20 protein-coding genes are annotated in these 19,543 nt (G+C 74.0%); 15 read left to right on the plus strand and 5 right to left on the minus strand.

Features of this window, described 5'->3' with window-relative positions:
- Positions 1–56 precede the first annotated feature (56 nt).
- The 4 genes from alr to EV562_RS17460 all read left to right on the plus strand — a co-directional run bounded on the left by alr (position 57) and on the right by EV562_RS17460 (position 3,678).
- Positions 57–1,232: an alanine racemase gene (gene alr / locus EV562_RS17445; RefSeq protein WP_133887712.1), complete on the plus strand. Its 1,176-nt coding sequence runs from the start codon at positions 57–59 to the stop codon at positions 1,230–1,232.
- Positions 1,233–1,326: 94 nt separating this feature from the next.
- Positions 1,327–2,595 carry an alpha/beta hydrolase gene (locus tag EV562_RS17450; protein WP_166661835.1) on the plus strand — a complete coding sequence of 423 codons (1,269 nt, stop codon included), beginning with the start codon at positions 1,327–1,329 and terminating at the stop codon, positions 2,593–2,595.
- Positions 2,561–3,115, plus strand: a complete 555-nt coding sequence (gene tsaE, locus EV562_RS17455; RefSeq protein WP_166661836.1) for a tRNA (adenosine(37)-N6)-threonylcarbamoyltransferase complex ATPase subunit type 1 TsaE — start codon at positions 2,561–2,563, stop codon at positions 3,113–3,115. Before EV562_RS17450 ends, tsaE begins: the two co-directional genes overlap by 35 nt.
- 380 nt (positions 3,116–3,495) lie before the next feature.
- The gene (locus tag EV562_RS17460; protein WP_243860090.1) at positions 3,496–3,678 is read left to right on the plus strand and encodes a hypothetical protein; all 183 of its coding nucleotides are present in this window, start codon (positions 3,496–3,498) and stop codon (positions 3,676–3,678) included.
- Between the two features lie 65 nt (positions 3,679–3,743).
- Here EV562_RS17460 and EV562_RS17465 read toward each other — a convergent pair whose 3' ends face one another.
- Positions 3,744–4,298, minus strand: coding sequence for a hypothetical protein (locus tag EV562_RS17465; protein WP_133887715.1), 555 nt, complete (start codon positions 4,296–4,298; stop codon positions 3,744–3,746).
- A gap of 182 nt (positions 4,299–4,480) precedes the next feature.
- On the opposite strand from EV562_RS17465, the gene tsaB reads away from it, so the two are divergent.
- The 6 genes from tsaB to EV562_RS17495 all read left to right on the plus strand — a co-directional run bounded on the left by tsaB (position 4,481) and on the right by EV562_RS17495 (position 9,460).
- Positions 4,481–5,134, plus strand: coding sequence for a tRNA (adenosine(37)-N6)-threonylcarbamoyltransferase complex dimerization subunit type 1 TsaB (gene tsaB, locus EV562_RS17470; RefSeq protein WP_133887716.1), 654 nt, complete (start codon positions 4,481–4,483; stop codon positions 5,132–5,134).
- Positions 5,135–5,178: 44 nt separating this feature from the next.
- Positions 5,179–5,664 carry a ribosomal protein S18-alanine N-acetyltransferase gene (gene rimI, locus EV562_RS17475; protein WP_166661852.1) on the plus strand — a complete coding sequence of 162 codons (486 nt, stop codon included), beginning with the start codon at positions 5,179–5,181 and terminating at the stop codon, positions 5,662–5,664.
- Positions 5,657–6,787, plus strand: a complete 1,131-nt coding sequence (gene tsaD / locus EV562_RS17480) for a tRNA (adenosine(37)-N6)-threonylcarbamoyltransferase complex transferase subunit TsaD (protein ID WP_133887718.1) — start codon at positions 5,657–5,659, stop codon at positions 6,785–6,787. Before rimI ends, tsaD begins: the two co-directional genes overlap by 8 nt.
- Positions 6,784–7,065, plus strand: a complete 282-nt coding sequence (locus EV562_RS17485; RefSeq protein WP_133887719.1) for a hypothetical protein — start codon at positions 6,784–6,786, stop codon at positions 7,063–7,065. Before tsaD ends, EV562_RS17485 begins: the two co-directional genes overlap by 4 nt.
- A 175-nt stretch (positions 7,066–7,240) precedes the next feature.
- Positions 7,241–8,293, plus strand: a complete 1,053-nt coding sequence (locus tag EV562_RS17490; RefSeq protein WP_133887720.1) for a LacI family DNA-binding transcriptional regulator — start codon at positions 7,241–7,243, stop codon at positions 8,291–8,293.
- A gap of 129 nt (positions 8,294–8,422) precedes the next feature.
- Positions 8,423–9,460, plus strand: a complete 1,038-nt coding sequence (locus EV562_RS17495) for an LCP family protein (RefSeq protein WP_133887721.1) — start codon at positions 8,423–8,425, stop codon at positions 9,458–9,460.
- Between the two features lie 43 nt (positions 9,461–9,503).
- Here the strand turns inward: EV562_RS17495 and EV562_RS17500 are convergent, their stop codons facing one another.
- Positions 9,504–10,793: a methyltransferase domain-containing protein gene (locus EV562_RS17500; RefSeq protein ID WP_133887722.1), complete on the minus strand. Its 1,290-nt coding sequence runs from the start codon at positions 10,791–10,793 to the stop codon at positions 9,504–9,506.
- Between EV562_RS17500 and EV562_RS17505 the strand changes: the two genes are divergently transcribed.
- The 4 genes from EV562_RS17505 to groL all read left to right on the plus strand — a co-directional run bounded on the left by EV562_RS17505 (position 10,776) and on the right by groL (position 14,999).
- A complete protein-coding gene (locus EV562_RS17505; RefSeq protein ID WP_133887723.1) occupies positions 10,776–11,747 on the plus strand; it encodes a polysaccharide deacetylase family protein in 972 nt (323 codons plus the stop codon). The genes EV562_RS17500 and EV562_RS17505 overlap by 18 nt on opposite strands.
- Positions 11,744–12,574, plus strand: a complete 831-nt coding sequence (locus tag EV562_RS17510; RefSeq protein ID WP_133887724.1) for a polysaccharide deacetylase family protein — start codon at positions 11,744–11,746, stop codon at positions 12,572–12,574. The genes EV562_RS17505 and EV562_RS17510 overlap by 4 nt, the downstream gene beginning before the upstream one ends.
- 357 nt (positions 12,575–12,931) lie before the next feature.
- On the plus strand, positions 12,932–13,240 hold the full coding sequence (groES, locus tag EV562_RS17515) for a co-chaperone GroES (RefSeq protein ID WP_003974211.1): 309 nt from the start codon (positions 12,932–12,934) through the stop codon (positions 13,238–13,240).
- 133 nt (positions 13,241–13,373) lie between these two features.
- The gene (gene groL, locus EV562_RS17520; protein WP_133887725.1) at positions 13,374–14,999 is read left to right on the plus strand and encodes a chaperonin GroEL; all 1,626 of its coding nucleotides are present in this window, start codon (positions 13,374–13,376) and stop codon (positions 14,997–14,999) included.
- A gap of 208 nt (positions 15,000–15,207) precedes the next feature.
- Here groL and EV562_RS17525 read toward each other — a convergent pair whose 3' ends face one another.
- The 3 genes from EV562_RS17525 to EV562_RS17535 all read right to left on the minus strand — a co-directional run bounded on the left by EV562_RS17525 (position 15,208) and on the right by EV562_RS17535 (position 18,463).
- On the minus strand, positions 15,208–16,455 hold the full coding sequence (locus EV562_RS17525) for a hypothetical protein (RefSeq protein ID WP_133887726.1): 1,248 nt from the start codon (positions 16,453–16,455) through the stop codon (positions 15,208–15,210).
- Positions 16,456–16,966: 511 nt separating this feature from the next.
- Positions 16,967–17,740: an SDR family oxidoreductase gene (locus tag EV562_RS17530; protein ID WP_133887727.1), complete on the minus strand. Its 774-nt coding sequence runs from the start codon at positions 17,738–17,740 to the stop codon at positions 16,967–16,969.
- 54 nt (positions 17,741–17,794) lie between these two features.
- Complete coding sequence (locus tag EV562_RS17535; protein WP_208298372.1) at positions 17,795–18,463, minus strand: MOSC domain-containing protein; 669 nt, start codon at positions 18,461–18,463, stop codon at positions 17,795–17,797.
- Between the two features lie 96 nt (positions 18,464–18,559).
- Here EV562_RS17535 and EV562_RS17540 point away from each other — a divergent pair, with 96 nt between their 5' ends.
- On the plus strand, positions 18,560–19,474 hold the full coding sequence (locus EV562_RS17540) for a LysR family transcriptional regulator (RefSeq protein ID WP_133887729.1): 915 nt from the start codon (positions 18,560–18,562) through the stop codon (positions 19,472–19,474).
- Positions 19,475–19,543: the final 69 nt, after the last annotated feature.

The following is a 19,543-nucleotide window of genomic DNA, read 5'->3' on the forward strand; positions in this document are numbered from 1 at the left end:
ACCGCCGGGCGCCGTGCGGCGGGAGCCACGGGGCGCTCTGAGAGACTGGGGGCACGATGAGCGAGACAACTGCTCGGCGGGACGCGGACGCGGCACTGCGCGCCCGGGCCGAGATCGACCTGGCCGCCCTGCGGGCCAACGTCCGCGCGCTGCGCGAACGGGCCCCCGGGGCGGCTCTCATGGCCGTCGTCAAGGCGGACGGTTACGGCCACGGCGCGCTCCGCTGCGCCCGCGCCGCCGTCGAAGCGGGCGCGAGCTGGGTCGGCACCGCCACCCCGCAGGAAGCCCTCGCCCTGCGGTCGGCGGAGGCCGGACTGCCGGACGACCTGCGGATCATGTGCTGGCTGTGGACGCCCGGCGGGCCCTGGCGGGAGGCCGTCGAGGCCCGTCTCGACGTGTCCGTCAGCGCCCTGTGGGCCCTGGAGGAGGTCACCGCGGCGGCGCGGGCGGCCGGGATCCCCGCGCGCGTGCAGCTCAAGGCCGACACCGGGCTCGGGCGGGGCGGCTGCCAGCCCGGCGCGGACTGGGAGGAACTGGTCGGGGCCGCGCTGCGGGCCGAGGCGGAAGGGGCGCTGCGGGTCACCGGGCTCTGGTCCCACTTCGCCTGCGCCGACGAGCCCGGCCACCCCTCCATCGCCGCCCAGCTCACCCGGTTCCGGGAGATGACGGCCTACGCCGAGCGCCGGGGCCTGCGCCCCGAGGTACGGCACATCGCCAACTCCCCGGCCACCCTCACCCTCCCCGAGACCCACTTCGACCTCGTACGCCCCGGTATCGCGATGTACGGCGTCTCGCCGAGCCCCGAGATCGGCGTCCCCGCCGACTTCGGACTGCGCCCCGTGATGACGCTGGCCGCCTCCCTGGCCCTGGTCAAGCAGGTCCCCGGCGGGCACGGCGTCAGCTACGGGCACCACTACACGACCCCCGGCGAGACCACCCTCGGCCTCGTCCCGCTCGGCTACGCCGACGGCGTCCCGCGCCACGCCTCCTCCACCGGACCCGTCCTGGTCGGCGGCAAGTGGCGCACGGTCGCGGGCCGGATCGCGATGGACCAGTTCGTCGTCGACCTGAACGGGGACCGGCCCGAACCGGGCGCGGAGGCGGTGCTGTTCGGCCCCGGCGACCGCGGTGAGCCCACGGCCGAGGACTGGGCCCAGGCCGCCGGCACCATCGGATACGAGATCGTCACCCGGATCGGAAGCCGCGTCCCGCGCGTCTACCTCGACGAGTGACAGCAGGTCCCTCCGGACCCGCGTCCGGGTGAGACAGCGATCGGCAGCGGGTATCCGCATCCGCACAGCGGCCCGGCGAAGAGGAGCGGTGTACGTGAGCGAGAGCAACGGGGAGGCCGTCGCGGCCGTCGTCTCCGCCACGGAGGCCGCGGCCGAGGCCGCCGCAGAGGTCGCCGTCGGCGGCTGGCGCCGGACGACCGGCATAGCCGGGCTCGCGATAGGCGTGGTCGCGGCGGGCGCCGCGGCCGGCGTGGCGATAGAGCGGCTCACCGTCGGCCGCGGCATGCGCCAGAAGGCCCGGCTCGCCCTCGACTCCGCGGGCCCGTACGGCGGCCTGCGCGGCACCCCCGGCAGGGCGTACGCCGAGGACGGCACCGAGCTGTACTACGAGGTCGACGACCTCGACCCGGACGCCGAGTCCGACCGAGCCCGGCGCCGCAGGCGGCTGTTCGGACGCAAGGCGCCCGCGCCCGTCACCGTCGTCTTCAGTCACGGCTACTGCCTCAACCAGGACTCCTGGCACTTCCAGCGGGCGGCCCTCAGGGGCGTCGTCCGCACCGTCTACTGGGACCAGCGCAGCCACGGCAGGTCCGGGCGGGGCGTGGCCCAGACACGGGACGACCTGCCGGTCACCATCGAGGAGCTGGGCCGCGACCTCAAGGCCGTCGTCGACGCGGCCGCACCCGAGGGCCCGATCGTGCTGGTCGGCCACTCCATGGGGGGCATGACCGTGATGGCCCTGGCCGACGCCTTCCCCGACCTGGTCCGCGAGCGCGTCGTCGGCGTCGCCCTCGTCGGTACGTCGTCCGGGCGGCTCGGCGAGGTCAACTTCGGGCTGCCGGTGGCCGGCGTCAACGCGGTGCGGCGGGTGCTTCCGGGTGTGCTCAGGGCGCTGGGGCAGCGGGCCGAGCTGGTGGAGCGGGGACGGCGGGCGACGGCCGACCTGTTCGCCGGGATCATCAAGCGGTACTCGTTCGCGTCCCGGGACGTCGACCCGGCCGTGGCCCGGTTCGCCGAGCGGATGATCGAGTCGACGCCCATCGACGTCGTCGCCGAGTACTACCCCGCCTTCAACGACCACGACAAGACCGAGGCCCTCGCCCACTTCGCCGGCCTTCCGGTCCTCGTGCTGGCCGGGGTGCGGGACCTGGTGACGCCCAGCGAGCACAGTGAGGCCATCGCCGACCTGCTGCCGGACGCGGAGCTGGTGCTGGTCCCCGACGCGGGGCACCTCGTGATGCTGGAGCACCCGGAGCTGGTCACCGACCGCCTCGCCGATCTGCTCGCCCGCGCGGGCGCGCTGCCGGCAGCGGCTACCGTGGACGGCTATGGAAGCACCAGCAGCAGCGCAGGGCCCGGCTGAGCCCTCCGGCCCCTCCGGTCCCTCCGCCGGACCGTCCTCCGACGTCGAGATCACCGTCACCTCCCCCGAGCAGATGCGCGAGCTGGGCCGCAGACTCGCCAAGCTGCTGCGCGCCGGTGACCTGGTGATGCTCAGCGGGGAGCTGGGCGCGGGCAAGACGACGCTGACCCGGGGCCTCGGCGAGAGCCTCGGCGTGCGCGGTGCCGTCACCTCCCCGACCTTCGTGATCGCCCGCGTGCACCCCTCGCTCGGCGACGGCCCGCCGCTCGTCCACGTGGACGCCTACCGGCTGTCCGGCGGGCTGGACGAGATGGAGGACCTCGACCTCGACGTCTCGCTGTCCGACTCGGTGATCGTGGTCGAGTGGGGCGAGGGCAAGGTCGAGGAGCTGACCGAGGACCGGCTGCGGGTCCGCATCGACCGGGCGGTCGGCGACACCACCGACGAGGTACGGCACGTGACGGTGACGGGAGTCGGCGAGCGGTGGGCCCGGACCGACGTGACCGTCCTCACCGGCTGAGCCACCGCCGGCGGCGCATCGCCCGCGGCAGCGCACCCCTTCGCCGCGGCTCCGGCGTCCCCCCGGGCGGCGTTCCCCCGGGCGGCGGCGCCCGGCCTGCGGGTCCGGAAGGCGCTTCGGAGCCTCGACGCCGCCCCGCGGCGCCCCGTGCGCGGCTGGAACGCCACCCCGTTCGTGGCTCCGGCACGGCTCCGTGGCCGCCCTGCGGCCGCATCCGCGGCTCCGGCGCCCCGTACGCGGGAATTCCGGCCAGGGATCCGACAAGTCGTCGGCAAAAGATTGCGTTCGGGGACTTGCGCGTGGTCACATGGTACTCAGCTCGTAGTTAGGCATGCCTTACTGCGCCCGCCCCCGAGTTCCAGGAGGCGTCCATGTCGTCCATGTCCCAGGCCCAGCCGCAGGGCCGTCCGACGCCCCGGGCGTCCGCGCCGGCCGGGGTGTCGATGCGTGACCTGCTCGCCTCCTGCGCCGCCGCGACGGCGGTCTCGACGCCGCCGCGCGCGCCCGAGCCGCAGGCGTGCCGACCGGTCCACGACCGGCCCGGCCACCGCGAGGCCGCCTGACGCCCCGCGTGCCCCGCGCGGCGCCCCGCGTGCCCCGCGCGGCGCCCCGCGTGGCCCGCGCGCGGTCAGGGGACGACGACGACCTGCCGTCCGATCGTCGCGAACTCCCACATCGCGTCGCCGTCCGCGCGTGACTCGCGGATGCCGCCGGTGCGCCGGTCCGGGTCGGGCTTCGAGGTGGAGCCGTCGACCGCCGCGCTGAACCCGACGGCCACCCCCTCGGCCCCGGTGAACCGCACCACGTGCTCGATCGGGACGCCGTCGGACCCGGTGACCTGGTTGGAGCGGGACGTGACCGTGTAGACGCCCGGCGCCGGGTCGACCGTGCCGGGCGAGACCCCGAAGGTGCGCCGCACCCCGTTGCCGGGGCCGACCAGCCACACGCGGTCGTCGTCCACCGAGTACACCACCCGTTCACCCGTACCGGACCCCGCGGGCAGTGCGTCGGGGTGGCGCCGGTCGCGCGGGGCCTTGGTGGCGCCCGGGGCGGGGCTGGTGGTCGCCCGGGTCCGGCCGAGGTCGCCCGGAACGCCGTCGGACGCCTGGTGGGCCAGGACGCCGATCGTCACGAGGGCCGCCGTGACGAGGCCGGTGACGATACCGGCGCTGCTGCTTGGCACTGGCGACCACCTCGTCCTCGTCCTCGCGCGTCCCGCGCGCCGTACCCCCGGGGCGACGGTAGCAGTACGTGACCGGATGGACGCGGTGCGCGACACGGGGTGGCCGGTCCCGGGCGGCCGGGCGCGCCTGGGTTGTCCACAGGGCGTCCGACGGGAGGCCCGCGGCGCCGTAGGCTGTTTGCGTGCTCTTGCTCGCTCTGGATACCGCCACGCCCGCCGTGACCGTCGCGCTGCACGACGGTACGGACGTCATCGCCTCGTCGAGCCAGGTGGACGCACGCCGGCACGGTGAGCTGCTGCTGCCCGCCGTCGACCGGGTGCTCGCCGAGGCCGGCCTGCGGCTCGACGACGTCACCGCCGTCGTCGCCGGCACCGGCCCCGGTCCGTACACGGGGCTGCGCGTCGGACTGATGACCGCGGACGCCTTCGGGCTCGCGCTCGGCGTGCCCGTGCACGGCGTGTGCACGCTGGACGGCCTCGCCTTCGCCGCCGACCTGGAGGAACCCTTCGTGGTGGCGACCGACGCCCGCCGCAAGGAGGTCTACTGGGCGCGGTACGCCGACTCCCGCACCCGGCTCACCGACCCGGCCGTCGACCGGCCCGCCGAGATCGCCGAGCAGGTCGCGGGACTCCCGGCCGTCGGCGCGGGCGCGCTGCTGTACCCGGACACCTTCCCCCGGGCGCACGAGCCCGAGCACGTGTCCGCCGCCGCCCTGGCCCGGCTGGCCGCCGGGAAGCTGGCGGCGGGGGAGGAGCTGCCCGCGCCCCGCCCGCTGTACCTGCGCCGGCCCGACGCCCAGGTCCCCAAGAACTACAAGGTGGTCACCCCCAAGTGACCGAGTCAGCCACCGCCGAGAGGGCACCCGCCGTACTGCGCGAGATGCGCTGGTGGGACATCGACCCCGTGCTGCTCATGGAACGCGAGCTGTTCCCGGAGGACGCCTGGTCGCGGGGGATGTTCTGGTCCGAGCTGGCGCACGCGCGCGGACCCGGCGCGAGCCGGCGCTACCTGGTCGCCGAGGAGGACGGCCGGATCGTCGGCTACGCGGGCCTGGTCACCGCCGGGGAGCAGGCCGACGTGCAGACCATCGCCGTCGCCCGCGACCACTGGGGCACCGGCCTCGGAGCGCGGCTGCTGACCGAGCTGCTGCGCGCGGCGACCGACTTCGAGTCCGCCGAGGTGCTGCTCGAGTGCCGGGTGGACAACACCCGCGCCCAGCGGCTGTACGAGCGCTTCGGCTTCGAGCCCATCGGCTTCAGGCGCGGCTACTACCAGCCGGGCAACGTGGACGCCCTGGTGATGCGCCTGACCGACCCTTCCACCTCCGTACCGGGAACCGAACGAGGAACCGACAACCATGGCTGACTCACGCGACGAGCCCCTCGTCCTCGGGATCGAGACCTCCTGCGACGAGACCGGCGTCGGTGTCGTGCGCGGCACCACCCTGCTGGCCGACGCCGTCGCGTCCAGCGTCGACGAGCACGCCCGCTTCGGCGGCGTCGTCCCGGAGGTGGCCAGCCGCGCCCACCTGGAGGCGATGGTGCCGACCATCCAGCGCGCCCTCGAGGAGGCGGGGGTGAGCGCGCGCGACCTCGACGGCATCGCGGTCACCGCGGGACCCGGCCTCGCGGGCGCCCTGCTGGTCGGCGTCTCGGCGGCCAAGGCGTACGCCTACGCGCTCGGCAAGCCCCTGTACGGCGTCAATCACCTCGCCTCGCACATCTGCGTCGACCAGCTCGAACACGGCGCTCTGCCCGAGCCGACGATGGCGCTGCTGGTCTCCGGCGGACACTCCTCCCTGCTGCTGTCGACGGACATCACCTCCGACGTCCGTCCGCTGGGCGCCACCATCGACGACGCGGCCGGCGAGGCCTTCGACAAGGTCGCCCGGGTGCTGAACCTGGGCTTCCCCGGCGGCCCGGTCATCGACCGGTACGCGCGCGAGGGCGACCCGGACGCGATCGCCTTCCCGCGCGGACTGACCGGCCCGCGCGACGCGGCCTACGACTTCTCCTTCTCCGGTCTCAAGACGGCCGTGGCGCGCTGGATCGAGGCGAAGCGGGCGGCGGGGGAGGAGGTGCCGGTGCGCGACGTGTCGGCCTCCTTCCAGGAGGCGGTCGTGGACGTGCTGACCCGCAAGGCGGTGCGAGCCTGCAAGGACGAGGGCGTCGACCACCTGATGATCGGCGGCGGCGTGGCCGCCAACTCCCGGCTGCGGGCGCTGGCCCAGGAGCGCTGCGAGGCGGCCGGCATCCGGCTGCGCGTCCCCCGTCCCAAGCTGTGCACGGACAACGGCGCGATGGTGGCCGCGCTCGGCGCCGAGATGGTGGCCCGGGGCCGCGACGCCTCCGACTGGGACCTCTCGGCCGACTCCTCCCTGCCGGTGACGGACCCGCACGTACCGGGGCTGGGCCACGGCCACGGTCACGGTCATACGCACGACCACGACCACGTCCACGAGGTCAGCAAGGAGAACCTGTACTCGTGACCGTCGCGCTGATGTGGGAGGCGCGGGCGCTGCCCGGCCGCGGCGAGGAGCTGCTGGCCTGGGCGCGCGCACAGCGGCTCCCGGCCGACCCGGTCCGCCGGGAGACCCTGCGGGCCCCGCAGGACCGGGTCCTCGTCGTCACCTGGTGGGACGCCGCCTACGACGCCGACCTCCCGGAGCTGCCCGAACCGGACGAGCGGCTGGTGGCGCGGGCGGTGCACCGGTGGCGGTTCGAGTCGGTCGGCGACGACGGAGCCGACGGCGTCGGCGGGCGGTGACACGGGCGGTGACGGAGCCGGCGGTGTCGGCGGCCGGGACGTAGCCGAGGGCGGTCGGCCGGGCCGGGAACGGCGACGCCCTGGGCGAATGATTCGGTATCCGCGTCGAATGTTCCGACGAGTGCCCGTCACCGTCCCCTTCGCCAGGCGGCCCCCTGGGGTTACGATCGCCGCCATGACATCCCCGCAGCCTGCTGAGACCCCCACGCGAAAGCGGTCCGCGCAGACCGCGACCCTCGCCGAGATCGCGCGAGAGGCCGGTGTGTCGGCGCCGACTGTTTCGAAGGTGCTCAACGGCCGCGCCGACGTCGCCCCGTCGACCAGGTCCCGGGTCGAGGAACTGCTGCGCGCCCACGGATACCGGCGCAGGCGTGCCGAGTCGACCCGCTCGCCCCTGATCGACCTGGTCTTCCACGAGCTGGAGAGCGCCTGGGCGATGGAGGTCATCCGGGGCGTGGAGAACGTGGCCCGGGACACCGGCCTGAGCGTCGTGCTCTCCGAGAGCGCGGGCCGCCTCACCCCCGGCCGGACCTGGGCCGACCAGGTCGCCGCCCGCCGTCCGCACGGCGTGATCCTCGTCCTGTCCGGCCTCGACGAGTCCCAGCGCGCCCTGCTCACCAGCCGGTCCATCCCGTTCGTGGTGATGGACCCGGCCGGCGACCCGGGCGCCGACGTGCCGTCCATCGGTGCCACCAACTGGCAGGGCGGACTCGCCGCCACCCGGCACCTGGTCGACCTCGGGCACACCCGCATCGGCGCGATCAGCGGACCGACCCGCATGATGTGCAGCCGCGCCCGCATCGACGGCTACCGGGCCGCGCTGGAGACGGCCGGGCTGCCGGTCGACCCGGACCTGATCGTGACCGGCGACTTCCACCACGAGGCCGGCTACCGGCAGGGCCTGGAGCTGCTGCGCCGCCCGGACCGCCCGACCGCCGTCTTCGCCGGCAACGACCTCCAGGCGCTCGGCCTGTACGAGGCCGCGCGCGAGCTGGGGCTGCGCATCCCGCAGGACCTGAGCGTGGTCGGCTTCGACGACCTGCCGGTGGCCCGCTGGGTGGGACCGCCGCTGACGACCGTACGGCAGCCGCTGATGGAGATGGCCGAGGCGGCGGCCCGGCTGGTCCTGGACCTCGGGCGGGACGAGGGGTCCTCGACGGCGACCCGCGTCGAGCTGGCCACCAGCCTGGAGGTGCGCAGCAGTACCGCGCCGCCCCGGGAGGGATGAGCCGCCAGTCTGAGAATTTCCGCAGAAGTCCGACTCACCTGTTCCAGTTTCAATAATTCGGACTTACGTTCCTTCCGGCGGGGCATTCGGGTGGAACGCGAACGGGACGGCCGGGGCGGGGGCTGACGCATGGCGGCGCGGGACGGTCAGAACGGCCGGGACGGCCGCCGGAGAGGGCTGAAGGCGGCCGGTCTGGCCCTGACCGGCGCGCTGCTGCTCGGCGCCGGGGCGGCAGGCTGGGCCTACTGGCACCTCAACGGCAACATCACGAGCGTCGACATCGACAGCGCGCTCGGCGACGACCGCCCCGCCCGCCCCGTCACCGGCCCCTCCGCCTCGGCCTCCGCGGCCCCGGTGCCCACCGGCGCCCTGAACCTCCTCGTCCTCGGCTCCGACTCGCGCGACGGCGAGGAGAACCGGGAACTCGGCGGCGGCGACAGCGGGGGCGCCCGGTCCGACACGGCGATGGTCGTCCACCTCGACGCGGGCCGCAGCGCCGCCACCGTGGTCAGCATCCCCCGCGACACCCTCGTCGAGCGGCCCTCCTGCCCGCTGCCGTCCGGCGGCACGACCAGGGCGGCGAGCAGCGCCATGTTCAACACCGCCTACGAACTGGGCGGGCCGGTCTGCGCCGTGAAGACCGTCGAGACCCTCACCGGGGTCCGCATGGACCACTACGTCGAGGTCGACTTCTCCGGCTTCGCCGACCTGGTCGACGCGCTCGGCGGGGTCACCGTCACCACGGACGCGGACATCGACGACGACAAGAGCCACCTGCACCTGGACGCGGGCACCCACCACCTGGACGGCACCGAGGCCCTCGGCCTGGCCCGGACCCGGTACGGCCTCGAGGGCGGCAGCGACCTCGCCCGGATAGAGCTCCAGCACACGCTCGTCAAGGCGCTGCTGGAGCAGATCTCCGCCACCGACCTGCTCACCGACCCCGCACGTCTCTACCAGGTCGCCGACGCCCTCACCGGCAGCCTCACCACCGACACCGGCCTGGACTCCCTGGGCGAGCTGACGGACCTGGGCCGCAGCCTCGGGGACCTGGCGGCGGACGACGTACGCACCCTGACGATGCCGGTGCGGCCCGCGCCCCTCGACCCCAACCGAGTGGTGGCGGACCAGCCGGACGCCGGTGACCTGTGGAAATCACTGCGCTGAGGGGTGCTCTCCTGCCGCGCCGGGGACGGGAGACCGGGGCCCCCTAACGCGCGGGGTGCCCGATCAGCATCGTCGGCGCCCCGGCGACCCGGGTCATGAACACCGTCGCCGCGTTCGGCCCCTGGGGCTTCACCTTGCGCCGCAGCTCCTCCGGCTCGACCGCCGAGCCCCGCTTCTTCACGGTCAGCGTGCCCACCCCGCGCTCGCGCAGCAACGCCTTCAGCTTCTTGACGTTGAACGGCATCCGGTCGGTGATCTCGTACGCCGTGGCGTACGGCGTCGGACGCAGCTCGTCGGCGGTGACGTAGGCGATCGTGGCGTCCAGCAGCCCGCCGCCGACCTGTTCGGCGACCTCGGCGACCAGGTGGGCGCGGATGACGGCGCCGTCCGGCTCGTACAGGTACCGGCCGGGAGTGCGGACCGCCGGGTCGGGCAGGCCGCTGCCGGGCAGGGTGCGGGGGCCCGGCAGCAGCGTGGCCCGCACCGCCCCCGCCGAGGCACCGGTGCCGAACCACAGCACGGCCTCCTTGACGTCCCCGCCGTCGGAGATCCACTCGGCCTCGGCGTCCTCGGGCATCGCCTCGTGCGGAATGCCGGGCGCGACCTTCAGCGCGGCGGCGCGGGAGGCCGTACGGGCCGCCTCGACGGCCCAGGACAGCGGGGGCGAGTACGCCTCCGGGTCGAAGATCCTGCCCCGTCCGCCGCGCCGTGCCGGGTCGACGAACACGGCGTCGTAGGCACCCGTGTCCACCTCCGTCACATCCGCCTCGCGCACCTCGATCAGGCCGGACAGCCCCAGCGCGTCGGCGTTGGCGCGGGCCGCTGCGGCCGTCGCCGGGTCGCGGTCGACGGCGAGCACCCGGATCCCGGCCCGGGCCAGCGCGATCGCGTCGCCTCCGATCCCGCAGCACAGGTCGGCGACCGAGCCGACGCCCAGCGCCGCGAGCCGCCCGGCCCGGTACGCCGCCACGCTCGCCCGCGTCGACTGCTCGACCCCGTTCGGCGTGAAGAGCATCCGTCCGGCGTCCTCCGCCCCGAACTTCGCCACCGCCCGCTGCCGCAGCCGGGCCTGCCCCAGCGCGGCCGACACCAGCCCGGCGGGGTGCGTGCGCCGCAGCCGGGTCGCGACCGCCAACTCCCGCGCGGGGTCGGTGTCGCGCACCTCGTCGAGGAGCGCGCGGCCTTCGGGGGTGAGCAGGGTGAGGAGGGAGTCGAGGTCGTTCACCGCCTCATTGTGGGCCAGTCGGTGGATGGTGCGCTTCCGGCGCGGTGTCGGACCGGGGTCGACGACCGGTGGCTGCGAGGATCCGGCACCATGCGAGAAGTCGTACAAAATGACAAAAGTCGGGCGTCGCGTCGCGTGTCCCGGGCGTCCGGTCCCGCACACCGCGGAGCGCTGCGCAGAGCCCTCGGCAGGCGCGCGGCGACCGCCGCCGCGGTCCTCGCCGTCGCCGCCCTCGCCGGCGGCTGTGCGCAGGGCGACGGCCACGGAGCGCGGGGCGCCGCCGGCCCGGAGGCGGCCCCGGCCCGCGCGGTCGACGGCGCGGCCAAGGCGCGCGAGGCCCGGGCCGCCCTGGTCGCCGCCGCCGAGCGCTGGAAGCTCAAGAAGGTCCCGCTGGCGGCTCCCGCGCCTCCCGCGAGGAAACCGCAGATCAAGGCCCGGGAGGGCTTCGAGGTCGACGGCCAGGAGGAGGACGGCCTCCCGCCGGTCTTCACCACGATCCCCACCAAGGAGAAGATCGTCTTCCTCACCATCGACGACGGCGCCGAGAAGGACCCGGCGTTCCTGCGGATGATGAGCGAACTGAAGATCCCGTACACCGTCTTCCTCACCGACGAGGAGATCGAGGACGACTACGGCTACTTCAGGAAGATGCAGGCCCGCGGCGTCACGCTCAACAACCACACCCTGAGCCACCCCTACCTCCCCGCGCTCTCCTACGAGGAGCAGAAGGAGGAGATCTGCGGCATGCAGGACGTGATGGAGAAGCACTACGGCAAGCGCCCCGTCCTCTTCCGCCCGCCCTTCGGCAACTACAACCGCGACACCCTGCGCGCCGCCAAGTCCTGCGGCATCGAGTACGCGCCCATCTGGAGCGAGGAGGTGTACGTCGACCACTGGGAGTACCGCGAGTGGGACCAGGACCTGCACCCCGGCGACATCGTCCTCACCCACTTCCGGGGCACCGACGACTGGGACGGCACGATGACCGACATGGTCCGCCGGTTCCTGAACCGGATCACCGCCGACGGGTACGCGGTGGCCCGCCTGGAGGACTACCTGTGAGGCGAGGGCGGCCCCGCCCGGCCGGCGCCGCCCTGGCCGCCCTCACCGCCCTCCTGCTGCCGCTCACCGGCTGCGACCCACCCGCCGCCCCCACCGGCCACGCGGCGGTGGGAGACCCTGCCGGAGGCGGCAACCGGGACGCGGACCGGAACGCAGGCGGGGGCGGCGACCGGGACACGGACCGGAGCGCACGCGGGGACGGTGGCCGCGCCCCCGGCGGGGACAGCGGCCGGGGTCAGACCCTGCCACCCGTCGTGGACCACGTCCGCACCACCGACCGGGTCGTCTTCCTCACCTACGACGACGGCGCCGAGCGCGACCCCGCTTTCGCCGGCCTGGTGCGCGAACGGCGCCTGCCGGTCACCCTGTTCCTCACCGACACCGTCACCGGACCGGCGTACGGCGACCTCGCCCGGCTGCGCCCGTTCGGCGCGAGCCTGCAGAACCACACCCTGGACCACCGCTCCCTGCGAGGCCTGCCCCGCGCAGGCCAGCGCGCCGAGATCTGCGGCCAGCAGACCAAGCTCAGGTCCCGCTTCGGGGTCCGCGCCCACCTCCTGCGTCCGCCGCACGGCACGTACGACACCACGACCCTGCGCGCCGCCGCCGACTGCGGCGTCACGGCCCTGGTCCTGTGGCGCGCCGCCCTCGCCCCGGGCGGCGATCTCACCTACACCCGCGGCGCCCACCGCCTCCGCCCCGGCGACATCGTGGCCGTCGACCCGGACCACCCGGGCGCCACTAACCTGACGGCGCGCACGGAACGCCTGCTGAGGACGATCGAGCAGCAGGGGCTGAGCGTGGGCGAACTGGACGACTACCTCTGACCCCCGGTGGCCGTCCTTCCTGCCGCCGGCCGGCATCATCCAGCCCGTCCGGCGTTTGAGGACGAGGCCCGTTCAGGGCCGGAGCGGGGGTCCGGGGGCGGCAGTTCCCAGCGACGCCCACACCCACGCAGGGTGCGAAACGCACCGGCGTTCACCCCGGAACCCCGCCGACGCGCCGTCGGCATTGGCACTCCGCTTGACCGAGTGCTAATCACAGTCATAGTCTCGGCTCTGGCACTCCCCACTGGAGAGTGCCAACTACGCGACGGGCAGGTCCGGCACCCGCGACGACGGATCCACCTGGTCGCCACCTCAGACAGTTAACCCCGTGAGATCTCCGAAGGGGGAGGTCGGATCGTGACGACCACCAGCTCCAAGGTTGCCATCAAGCCGCTCGAGGACCGCATCGTGGTCCAGCCGCTCGACGCCGAGCAGACCACGGCTTCGGGCCTGGTCATTCCGGACACCGCCAAGGAGAAGCCCCAGGAGGGCGTCGTCCTGGCCGTGGGCCCGGGCCGCTTCGAGGACGGCAACCGTCTTCCGCTCGACGTCAGCGTCGGCGACGTCGTGCTCTACAGCAAGTACGGCGGCACCGAGGTGAAGTACAACGGCGAGGAGTACCTCGTCCTCTCGGCCCGCGACGTGCTCGCGATCGTCGAGAAGTAGAAGCAGTACTTCGCTTCACCGAAGCACCTTGCTTTCCAGCTGCGCCCCTGGCTCCCGCGACCATAAAAAGCCGGGCGTCGGGGGCGCAGTTGCCGTATAACCCCGAGATTTCCGGAAGAGGGCTCACGCTCCCATGGCGAAGATCCTGAAGTTCGACGAGGACGCCCGTCGCGCCCTCGAGCGCGGCGTCAACAAGCTTGCCGACACGGTGAAGGTGACGATCGGCCCCAAGGGCCGCAACGTCGTCATCGACAAGAAGTTCGGCGCCCCCACCATCACCAACGACGGTGTCACCATCGCCCGCGAGGTCGAGGTCGAGGACCCGTACGAGAACCTCGGCGCCCAGCTGGTGAAGGAGGTGGCGACCAAGACCAACGACATCGCGGGTGACGGCACCACCACCGCCACCGTGCTCGCCCAGGCGCTGGTGCGCGAGGGCCTGAAGAACGTCGCCGCGGGTGCCTCCCCGGCGCTGCTCAAGAAGGGCATCGACGCGGCCGTCAAGGCCGTGTCCGAGGACCTCCTCGCCACCGCCCGCCCGATCGACGAGAAGTCCGACATCGCCGCCGTGGCCGCGCTGTCCGCCCAGGACCAGCAGGTCGGCGAGCTGATCGCCGAGGCGATGGACAAGGTCGGCAAGGACGGCGTCATCACCGTCGAGGAGTCCAACACCTTCGGCCTCGAGCTGGACTTCACCGAGGGCATGGCCTTCGACAAGGGCTACCTGTCGCCGTACTTCGTGACCGACCAGGAGCGTATGGAGGCCGTCCTCGACGACCCGTACATCCTGATCAACCAGGGCAAGATCTCCTCCATCGCGGACCTGCTGCCGCTGCTGGAGAAGGTCATCCAGGCGGGCGCCTCGAAGCCGCTGCTGATCATCGCCGAGGACCTGGAGGGCGAGGCGCTCTCCACCCTCGTCGTCAACAAGATCCGCGGCACCTTCAACGCGGTCGCCGTGAAGGCCCCCGGCTTCGGTGACCGCCGCAAGGCGATGCTCCAGGACATGGCCGTCCTCACCGGCGCCACGGTCATCTCCGAGGAGGTCGGCCTCAAGCTCGACCAGGTCGGCCTGGACGTGCTCGGCACCGCCCGCCGCATCACCGTCACCAAGGACGACACCACGATCGTCGACGGTGCCGGCAAGCGCGACGAGGTCGAGGGCCGCATCAACCAGATCAAGGCCGAGATCGAGAACACCGACTCCGACTGGGACCGCGAGAAGCTCCAGGAGCGCCTCGCGAAGCTGGCCGGCGGCGTGTGCGTGATCAAGGTCGGCGCCGCCACCGAGGTGGAGCTGAAGGAGCGCAAGCACCGTCTGGAGGACGCCATCTCCGCGACCCGCGCCGCGGTCGAGGAGGGCATCGTCTCCGGTGGTGGCTCCGCGCTGGTCCACGCCGTCAAGGTCCTCGAGGGCAACCTCGGCAAGACCGGCGACGAGGCCACCGGTGTCGCGGTCGTCCGCCGCGCCGCCGTCGAGCCGCTGCGCTGGATCGCCGAGAACGCCGGCCTGGAGGGCTACGTCATCACCTCCAAGGTCGCCGACCTCGACAAGGGCCAGGGCTTCAACGCCGCCACCGGCGAGTACGGCGACCTGGTCAAGGCCGGCGTCATCGACCCGGTGAAGGTCACCCGCTCCGCCCTGGAGAACGCCGCGTCCATCGCCTCCCTCCTCCTGACGACCGAGACCCTGGTCGTCGAGAAGAAGGAAGAGGAAGAGCCGGCCGCCGCGGGCCACGGCCACGGCCACTCCCACTGAGCGCTGCGCTGAGCTGAACCGAACGGTGCCCGGTCCCCTGCGGGGGGCCGGGCACCGTTGTTTCGAGGCGCCGTTGCTTCGGGGCGCCGGCGCCGGGATCCCGTCCGCCCCGTCGGGTTCGTTGCCGCGTGCGGCGCCGTTGCGGCCGGTCGCGCGGTTCCCCGTGCCCCTCAGGGCGCTGCACCTGACGAACCTCGGACAGGCGCCGTCACAGCAGCCCGCTCAGCGGCAGTACCCGCTCGGCGAGCCGTCCCCGCAGCCGCTCCCCGGCGGTGTCGACGTCCCCCACGAGCCAGTCCGCGGCGACCAGCAGACCGGCGTGCTCGGCGACGTCCTCGGGCCGCAGGCCGCAGAACGAGGCGACCACGTCCAGCGCGAGCCCGTCCGCGCCCTCGCCCGCACCTGCGAGGCTCCCGTCGGGACGGCTGTGGGCGGCGGTGTACACGGCGAGGAGCCGCGTGGCGGGCCCCGCCTTCTTCTTCCGCAGCTTCCGGTCGCCCACCACCTTCTGCGCCCACCCCGAGAGCCGGGCCCGGGTGACCTTGCCGAAGAAGAACGAGCGGGGCTGGGTGGGAATCAGCGAGGGCACCGTGACCTGGGTGGGTTCCTCGGACCGGGACATCAGGACGTCCTCGGCGGTGACCCCCTCCGGCAGCACCAGCCAGCCGGCCTCGACCAGCTCCTGGAGCACCTGCTCGGCGTCCGACGCCAACCAGCCGCCGAGGTCCTGCCCGGTGACGTTCCCGGAGCCCGTACGCGCGGCCCGCAGGGTGAGCATCAGCACCGCGAGCCGCGCATCCGCCCCGGGGAGCGGGGAGCGGGTCTGGACGTGCTCCAGTACGTTGCGGGCCTGGACTCCCTGCCCCCGGGTCAGCAACCGCTCGATCGCGGGCCCCTCCCCGTCCACCAGGAGGCCGCGCCGGTTGGCGTCCATCTCGCGGGTGGTCCGCGCGGCCGCCGCGGCCCGGTCCGCCTCCTCGCGCAGGGACGCGTCGCCGGTGACGTCGGCCCACCGTGCGAAGGCGCGGGCCTTGCGGTCGTGGAGTCCGGCGAGGACGGCGAGGTCCGGTTCGGGCCGCCGCTGGTACGCACGGAACGCGTCCCCGAGTTCGGTCAGCTCCAGGCGCAGCACCTCGGGCTGGAGGTCGTCCGGCACGATCCGCTGCGCGACCTTCGTCCATCGCCCCGCCTTCCGAGCCCGGGCGGGGACACCGCCGGGCCGGAAGGACGGGGCGGGCCGGGCGGCCGGGACGGAGGCAGCCCCGGCCCCGGCGGCACCGCGGCGGGCGGAGGCCGGGTCCGACGCTCCCGACGGCACCCCGCCGCCGGGAGCATCGGAGAACAGCACCGCCCCGCCCCCGGTCACCGGCCCCCGGCCCGTCTTCAGCCGGTCCGTACGTCCCCTGTCCGTGCCGTCGACGAACTCTCCGTCCCGGTCACCAGTGCCCGCGTTCACGCGCCGCCGCCCTCTCCCTCGCCGAAATCTGCGACCCCCGCCCGCTGCGGGCGCAGCCACCCGACGCTAAGTCGCCTCGGCACCCGGCAAGGGACAGACGGGGATAGACCACACGTTCGAGTGACGCCCGTGGTGCTCGCGCCGTGCGGCGAGCGGACGGCCGAGGTGAGGACCTCGGGCGCGCGGCGAGGCGGATGCGGTGATCCGGGCGGGGTCACCGGGGCGGTGCTGTCCTCAGGCCGGGGCAGGCATACGGAACAGGGCGGTGCGCGGCGCGAAGACGCCGGGCAGGCCGCCCGACGCGAACCGCCGGGCCGTCGTCACACGTGGTCCAGCGGCCGGGAACCCGGACATCCGTGCCGCGGCCGGCCTGACCGCGGCGTTCACGGAGACCCCCACGACGATCTGCACCCACCCAGCTGGAGCGGTCGGGCCCGACCCGGGCCCGCCTGCGGGTCCATGAGCCGGGGGCATGGCGCTGACTCCGGGACCAGCGGCGCTGCCCCGGTCCTCACTGCGGCCCGTACTTCCGTCCCGTCCGCGAGGTGAGCCCGCCCAGCAGGCCCCGCGGTACCAGCTTCGCCGCGCCCATCAGGGTCTTGTAGCGGGGGTCCGGGATCGACAGGGTCTTGCCGCGGGAGAGGTCGGCGAGGGCGGCGGCGACGACGTTGTCCGCGTCGAGCCACATCCAGTTCGGGATGTTGTCCGTGCCCATCCCGGCGCGCTGGTGGAACTCGGTGCGCACGAAGCCGGGCGCCAGGGCCATCAGGCGTACGCCGCTGCCCGCCAGGTCCTTCGCCACGCCCTGGGTGAACTGCACGACCCACGCCTTGGAGGCGCCGTAGGTGCCGCGCGGGACGAAGGCGGCGACCGAGGCGACGTTGACGACGCCACCGCGGCCCCGTTCCCGCATCGGCTCCACCGCCGCCGAGGTCAGCCGGAGCACCGCCTCGCAGTGCACCTTGAGCATGGTCAGCTCGTCGGCCATGGGGACGTCGAGGAAGCGGCCCTTGTTGCCGAAACCGGCGTTGTTGATCAGCAGGTCGACCGGGTTCCTGCGGGAGCCGAGCCGGTCGGTCACCGCCTCGATGCCGGTGTCCGTCGAGAGGTCGGCGGTCAGCACCTCCGCCTCGATGCCGTGCAGGTCGTGCAGTTCGGTGGCCTGCTCGCGCAGCCGCTTGGTGTCCCGGGCCACCAGCACCAGGTCATGTCCGTCGGCCGCCAGCCGACGCGCGAACGCGGCGCCGAGGCCCGCCGTCGAGCCCGTAATCAATGCCGTTGTCATGGCGCAAGGTTAGGGCTCGCGATCACCGGTGCGGACCGAGCACGTCCGCTTCGCTCAGGCGCCGTACTGCGCCACGTACTTCCGCGCCGCCGCCAGCGACTCCGGGTGCAGCGCCGGGCCCGCCGCGAGCAGCCGCGGAAGCAGCTCCCGCTGAGTCGTCACCGCGCGGAACTGCAGGGCCACCGTCACCTCGTGGGCGGGCCGGTGCACGATCCGCACCGGGTCGCCCGCGCGGATCTCACCCGGTTCGAGGACCCGGAGGTAGGCGCCCGGCGCGCCCTTCTCCGTGAAGCGCTTCACCCAGCGCCGCTCGTCCAGGTGGCCCTGGAAGGTGCGGCAGGGGATGCGCCCGGACGTCACCTCGAGGAGCAGCTCGGGACCGACCCGCCAGCGCTCCCCGATGAGGGCGCCGGTGAGGTCCAGGCCCGTGGTGGTGAGGTTCTCGCCGAACGAGCCGTTCGGCAGCTCGCGGCCCAGTTCGCGCGCCCAGTCGTCCATGTCCTCGCGCGCCATCGCGTACACCGCCTGGTCCTCGCCGCCGTGGTGGCGCATGTCGCACACGGTGTCGCCGGCCAGGCCGCTCGCCCCGACGCCCTTCGGGCCGGGGTCCGCCACGCGCACGGGACCGTCGGTGGGGCGCTTGCCGATGCCGGTGCGGCCCTCGGGCTGGTCCGTGTACGGCACGGCCTCGGCGCGGCCCAGGTTCACGGACAGAAGCCTCATGGCGGGAAGACGCATGGAGGCACGGTAGGTCATCCGCCGTCAAAGCGGCGACGCATTATTCGGCGTCCGGTCAAAGGGTCGCTTATCCTCGACGGTGTGATCGAGGCTCGTCATCTCCGCGTGCTGCGCGCCGTGGCATCGACCGGTTCCTTCTCCGCCGCCGGGCGCGAGCTGGGCTGCACCCAGCCCGCCGTCAGTCAGCAGATGAAGGCCCTGGAGTCGTCCGTCGGCACCCCGCTGCTCGTACGCACCGGCCGCGAGATGCGGCTGACCCAGGCCGGAGAGGCGCTGGTGCGGCACGCGGCCGGCATCATCGCCGGGCTGACCGCGGCCGAGGAGGAGGTCGCCGCGATCGCCGGGCTGCGCGCCGGGCGGGTGCGGCTGGTCTCCTTCCCCAGCGGCAGCTCGACCCTCGTACCGACCGCCCTGGCCGCGCTGCGCGCCGCGCATCCCGGCACCCGGGTCTCCCTGGAGGAGGCCGAGCCGCCGAAGTCCGTGGAGCTGCTGCGCGAGGGCGACTGCGACGTGGCGCTGGCCTTCCGCTACGAGGGTGCGGCCGGCGCCGAGGAGTGGGACGACCTCGTCGTACGGCCGCTGCTCACCGACCGGCTGGTGGCGCTGGTCCCGGAGGGGCACCGGCTCGCCCGTGCCGAAGGGGCCGTGGCCATCGGGGAGCTGGCCCGGGAGTCCTGGATCGCGGGCTGCCCGCGCTGCCGCGGCCAGCTGGTCGAGGTGTGCGAAGGGGCCGGTTTCAGCCCGCGCATCGACTTCGCGACCGACGACTACCCGGCGGTGGTCGGCCTGGTCGGTGCCGGTCTGGGCGTCGCGGTCCTGCCCCAGCTCGCCGTCGAGTCCGTACGGCCCAGGGGGGTACGGGCGGTCTCCCTCGAGCCGTCCGTGCGGCGGGAGATCGTCGCGCTCACGCTGCCGGACCTGGCGCAGGTTCCGGCGGTGACGGCCACCCTCGACGAGCTGGCCCGAGCGGGCGCGCGCCTGTCGGCGGCGCGCTGACCGGGGCCGAAGACCCGCCGACGCGGGGTCGGAAGACCTGCCGCCTCGGGGTGGCCCCGGGGCAGGCGT

The sequence above is a fragment of the Streptomyces sp. BK208 genome (assembly GCF_004364245.1).
Classification (GTDB): domain Bacteria; phylum Actinomycetota; class Actinomycetes; order Streptomycetales; family Streptomycetaceae; genus Streptomyces.

Bases quoted from the DNA above. Each gene is read 5' to 3' on its own strand.
- alr (WP_133887712.1), top strand. From the start codon at position 57: ATGAGCGAGACAACTGCTCGGCGGGACGCGGACGCGGCACTGCGCGCC.
- tsaE (WP_166661836.1), top strand. From the start codon at position 2,561: ATGGAAGCACCAGCAGCAGCGCAGGGCCCGGCTGAGCCCTCCGGCCCC.
- EV562_RS17460 (WP_243860090.1), top strand. From the start codon at position 3,496: ATGTCCCAGGCCCAGCCGCAGGGCCGTCCGACGCCCCGGGCGTCCGCG.
- rimI (WP_166661852.1), top strand. From the start codon at position 5,179: ATGCGCTGGTGGGACATCGACCCCGTGCTGCTCATGGAACGCGAGCTG.
- tsaD (WP_133887718.1), top strand. From the start codon at position 5,657: ATGGCTGACTCACGCGACGAGCCCCTCGTCCTCGGGATCGAGACCTCC.
- EV562_RS17490 (WP_133887720.1), top strand. From the start codon at position 7,241: ATGACATCCCCGCAGCCTGCTGAGACCCCCACGCGAAAGCGGTCCGCG.
- EV562_RS17495 (WP_133887721.1), top strand. From the start codon at position 8,423: ATGGCGGCGCGGGACGGTCAGAACGGCCGGGACGGCCGCCGGAGAGGG.
- EV562_RS17505 (WP_133887723.1), top strand. From the start codon at position 10,776: ATGCGAGAAGTCGTACAAAATGACAAAAGTCGGGCGTCGCGTCGCGTG.
- groL (WP_133887725.1), top strand. From the start codon at position 13,374: ATGGCGAAGATCCTGAAGTTCGACGAGGACGCCCGTCGCGCCCTCGAG.
- EV562_RS17530 (WP_133887727.1), bottom strand. From the start codon at position 17,740: ATGACAACGGCATTGATTACGGGCTCGACGGCGGGCCTCGGCGCCGCG.
- EV562_RS17535 (WP_208298372.1), bottom strand. From the start codon at position 18,463: ATGAGGCTTCTGTCCGTGAACCTGGGCCGCGCCGAGGCCGTGCCGTAC.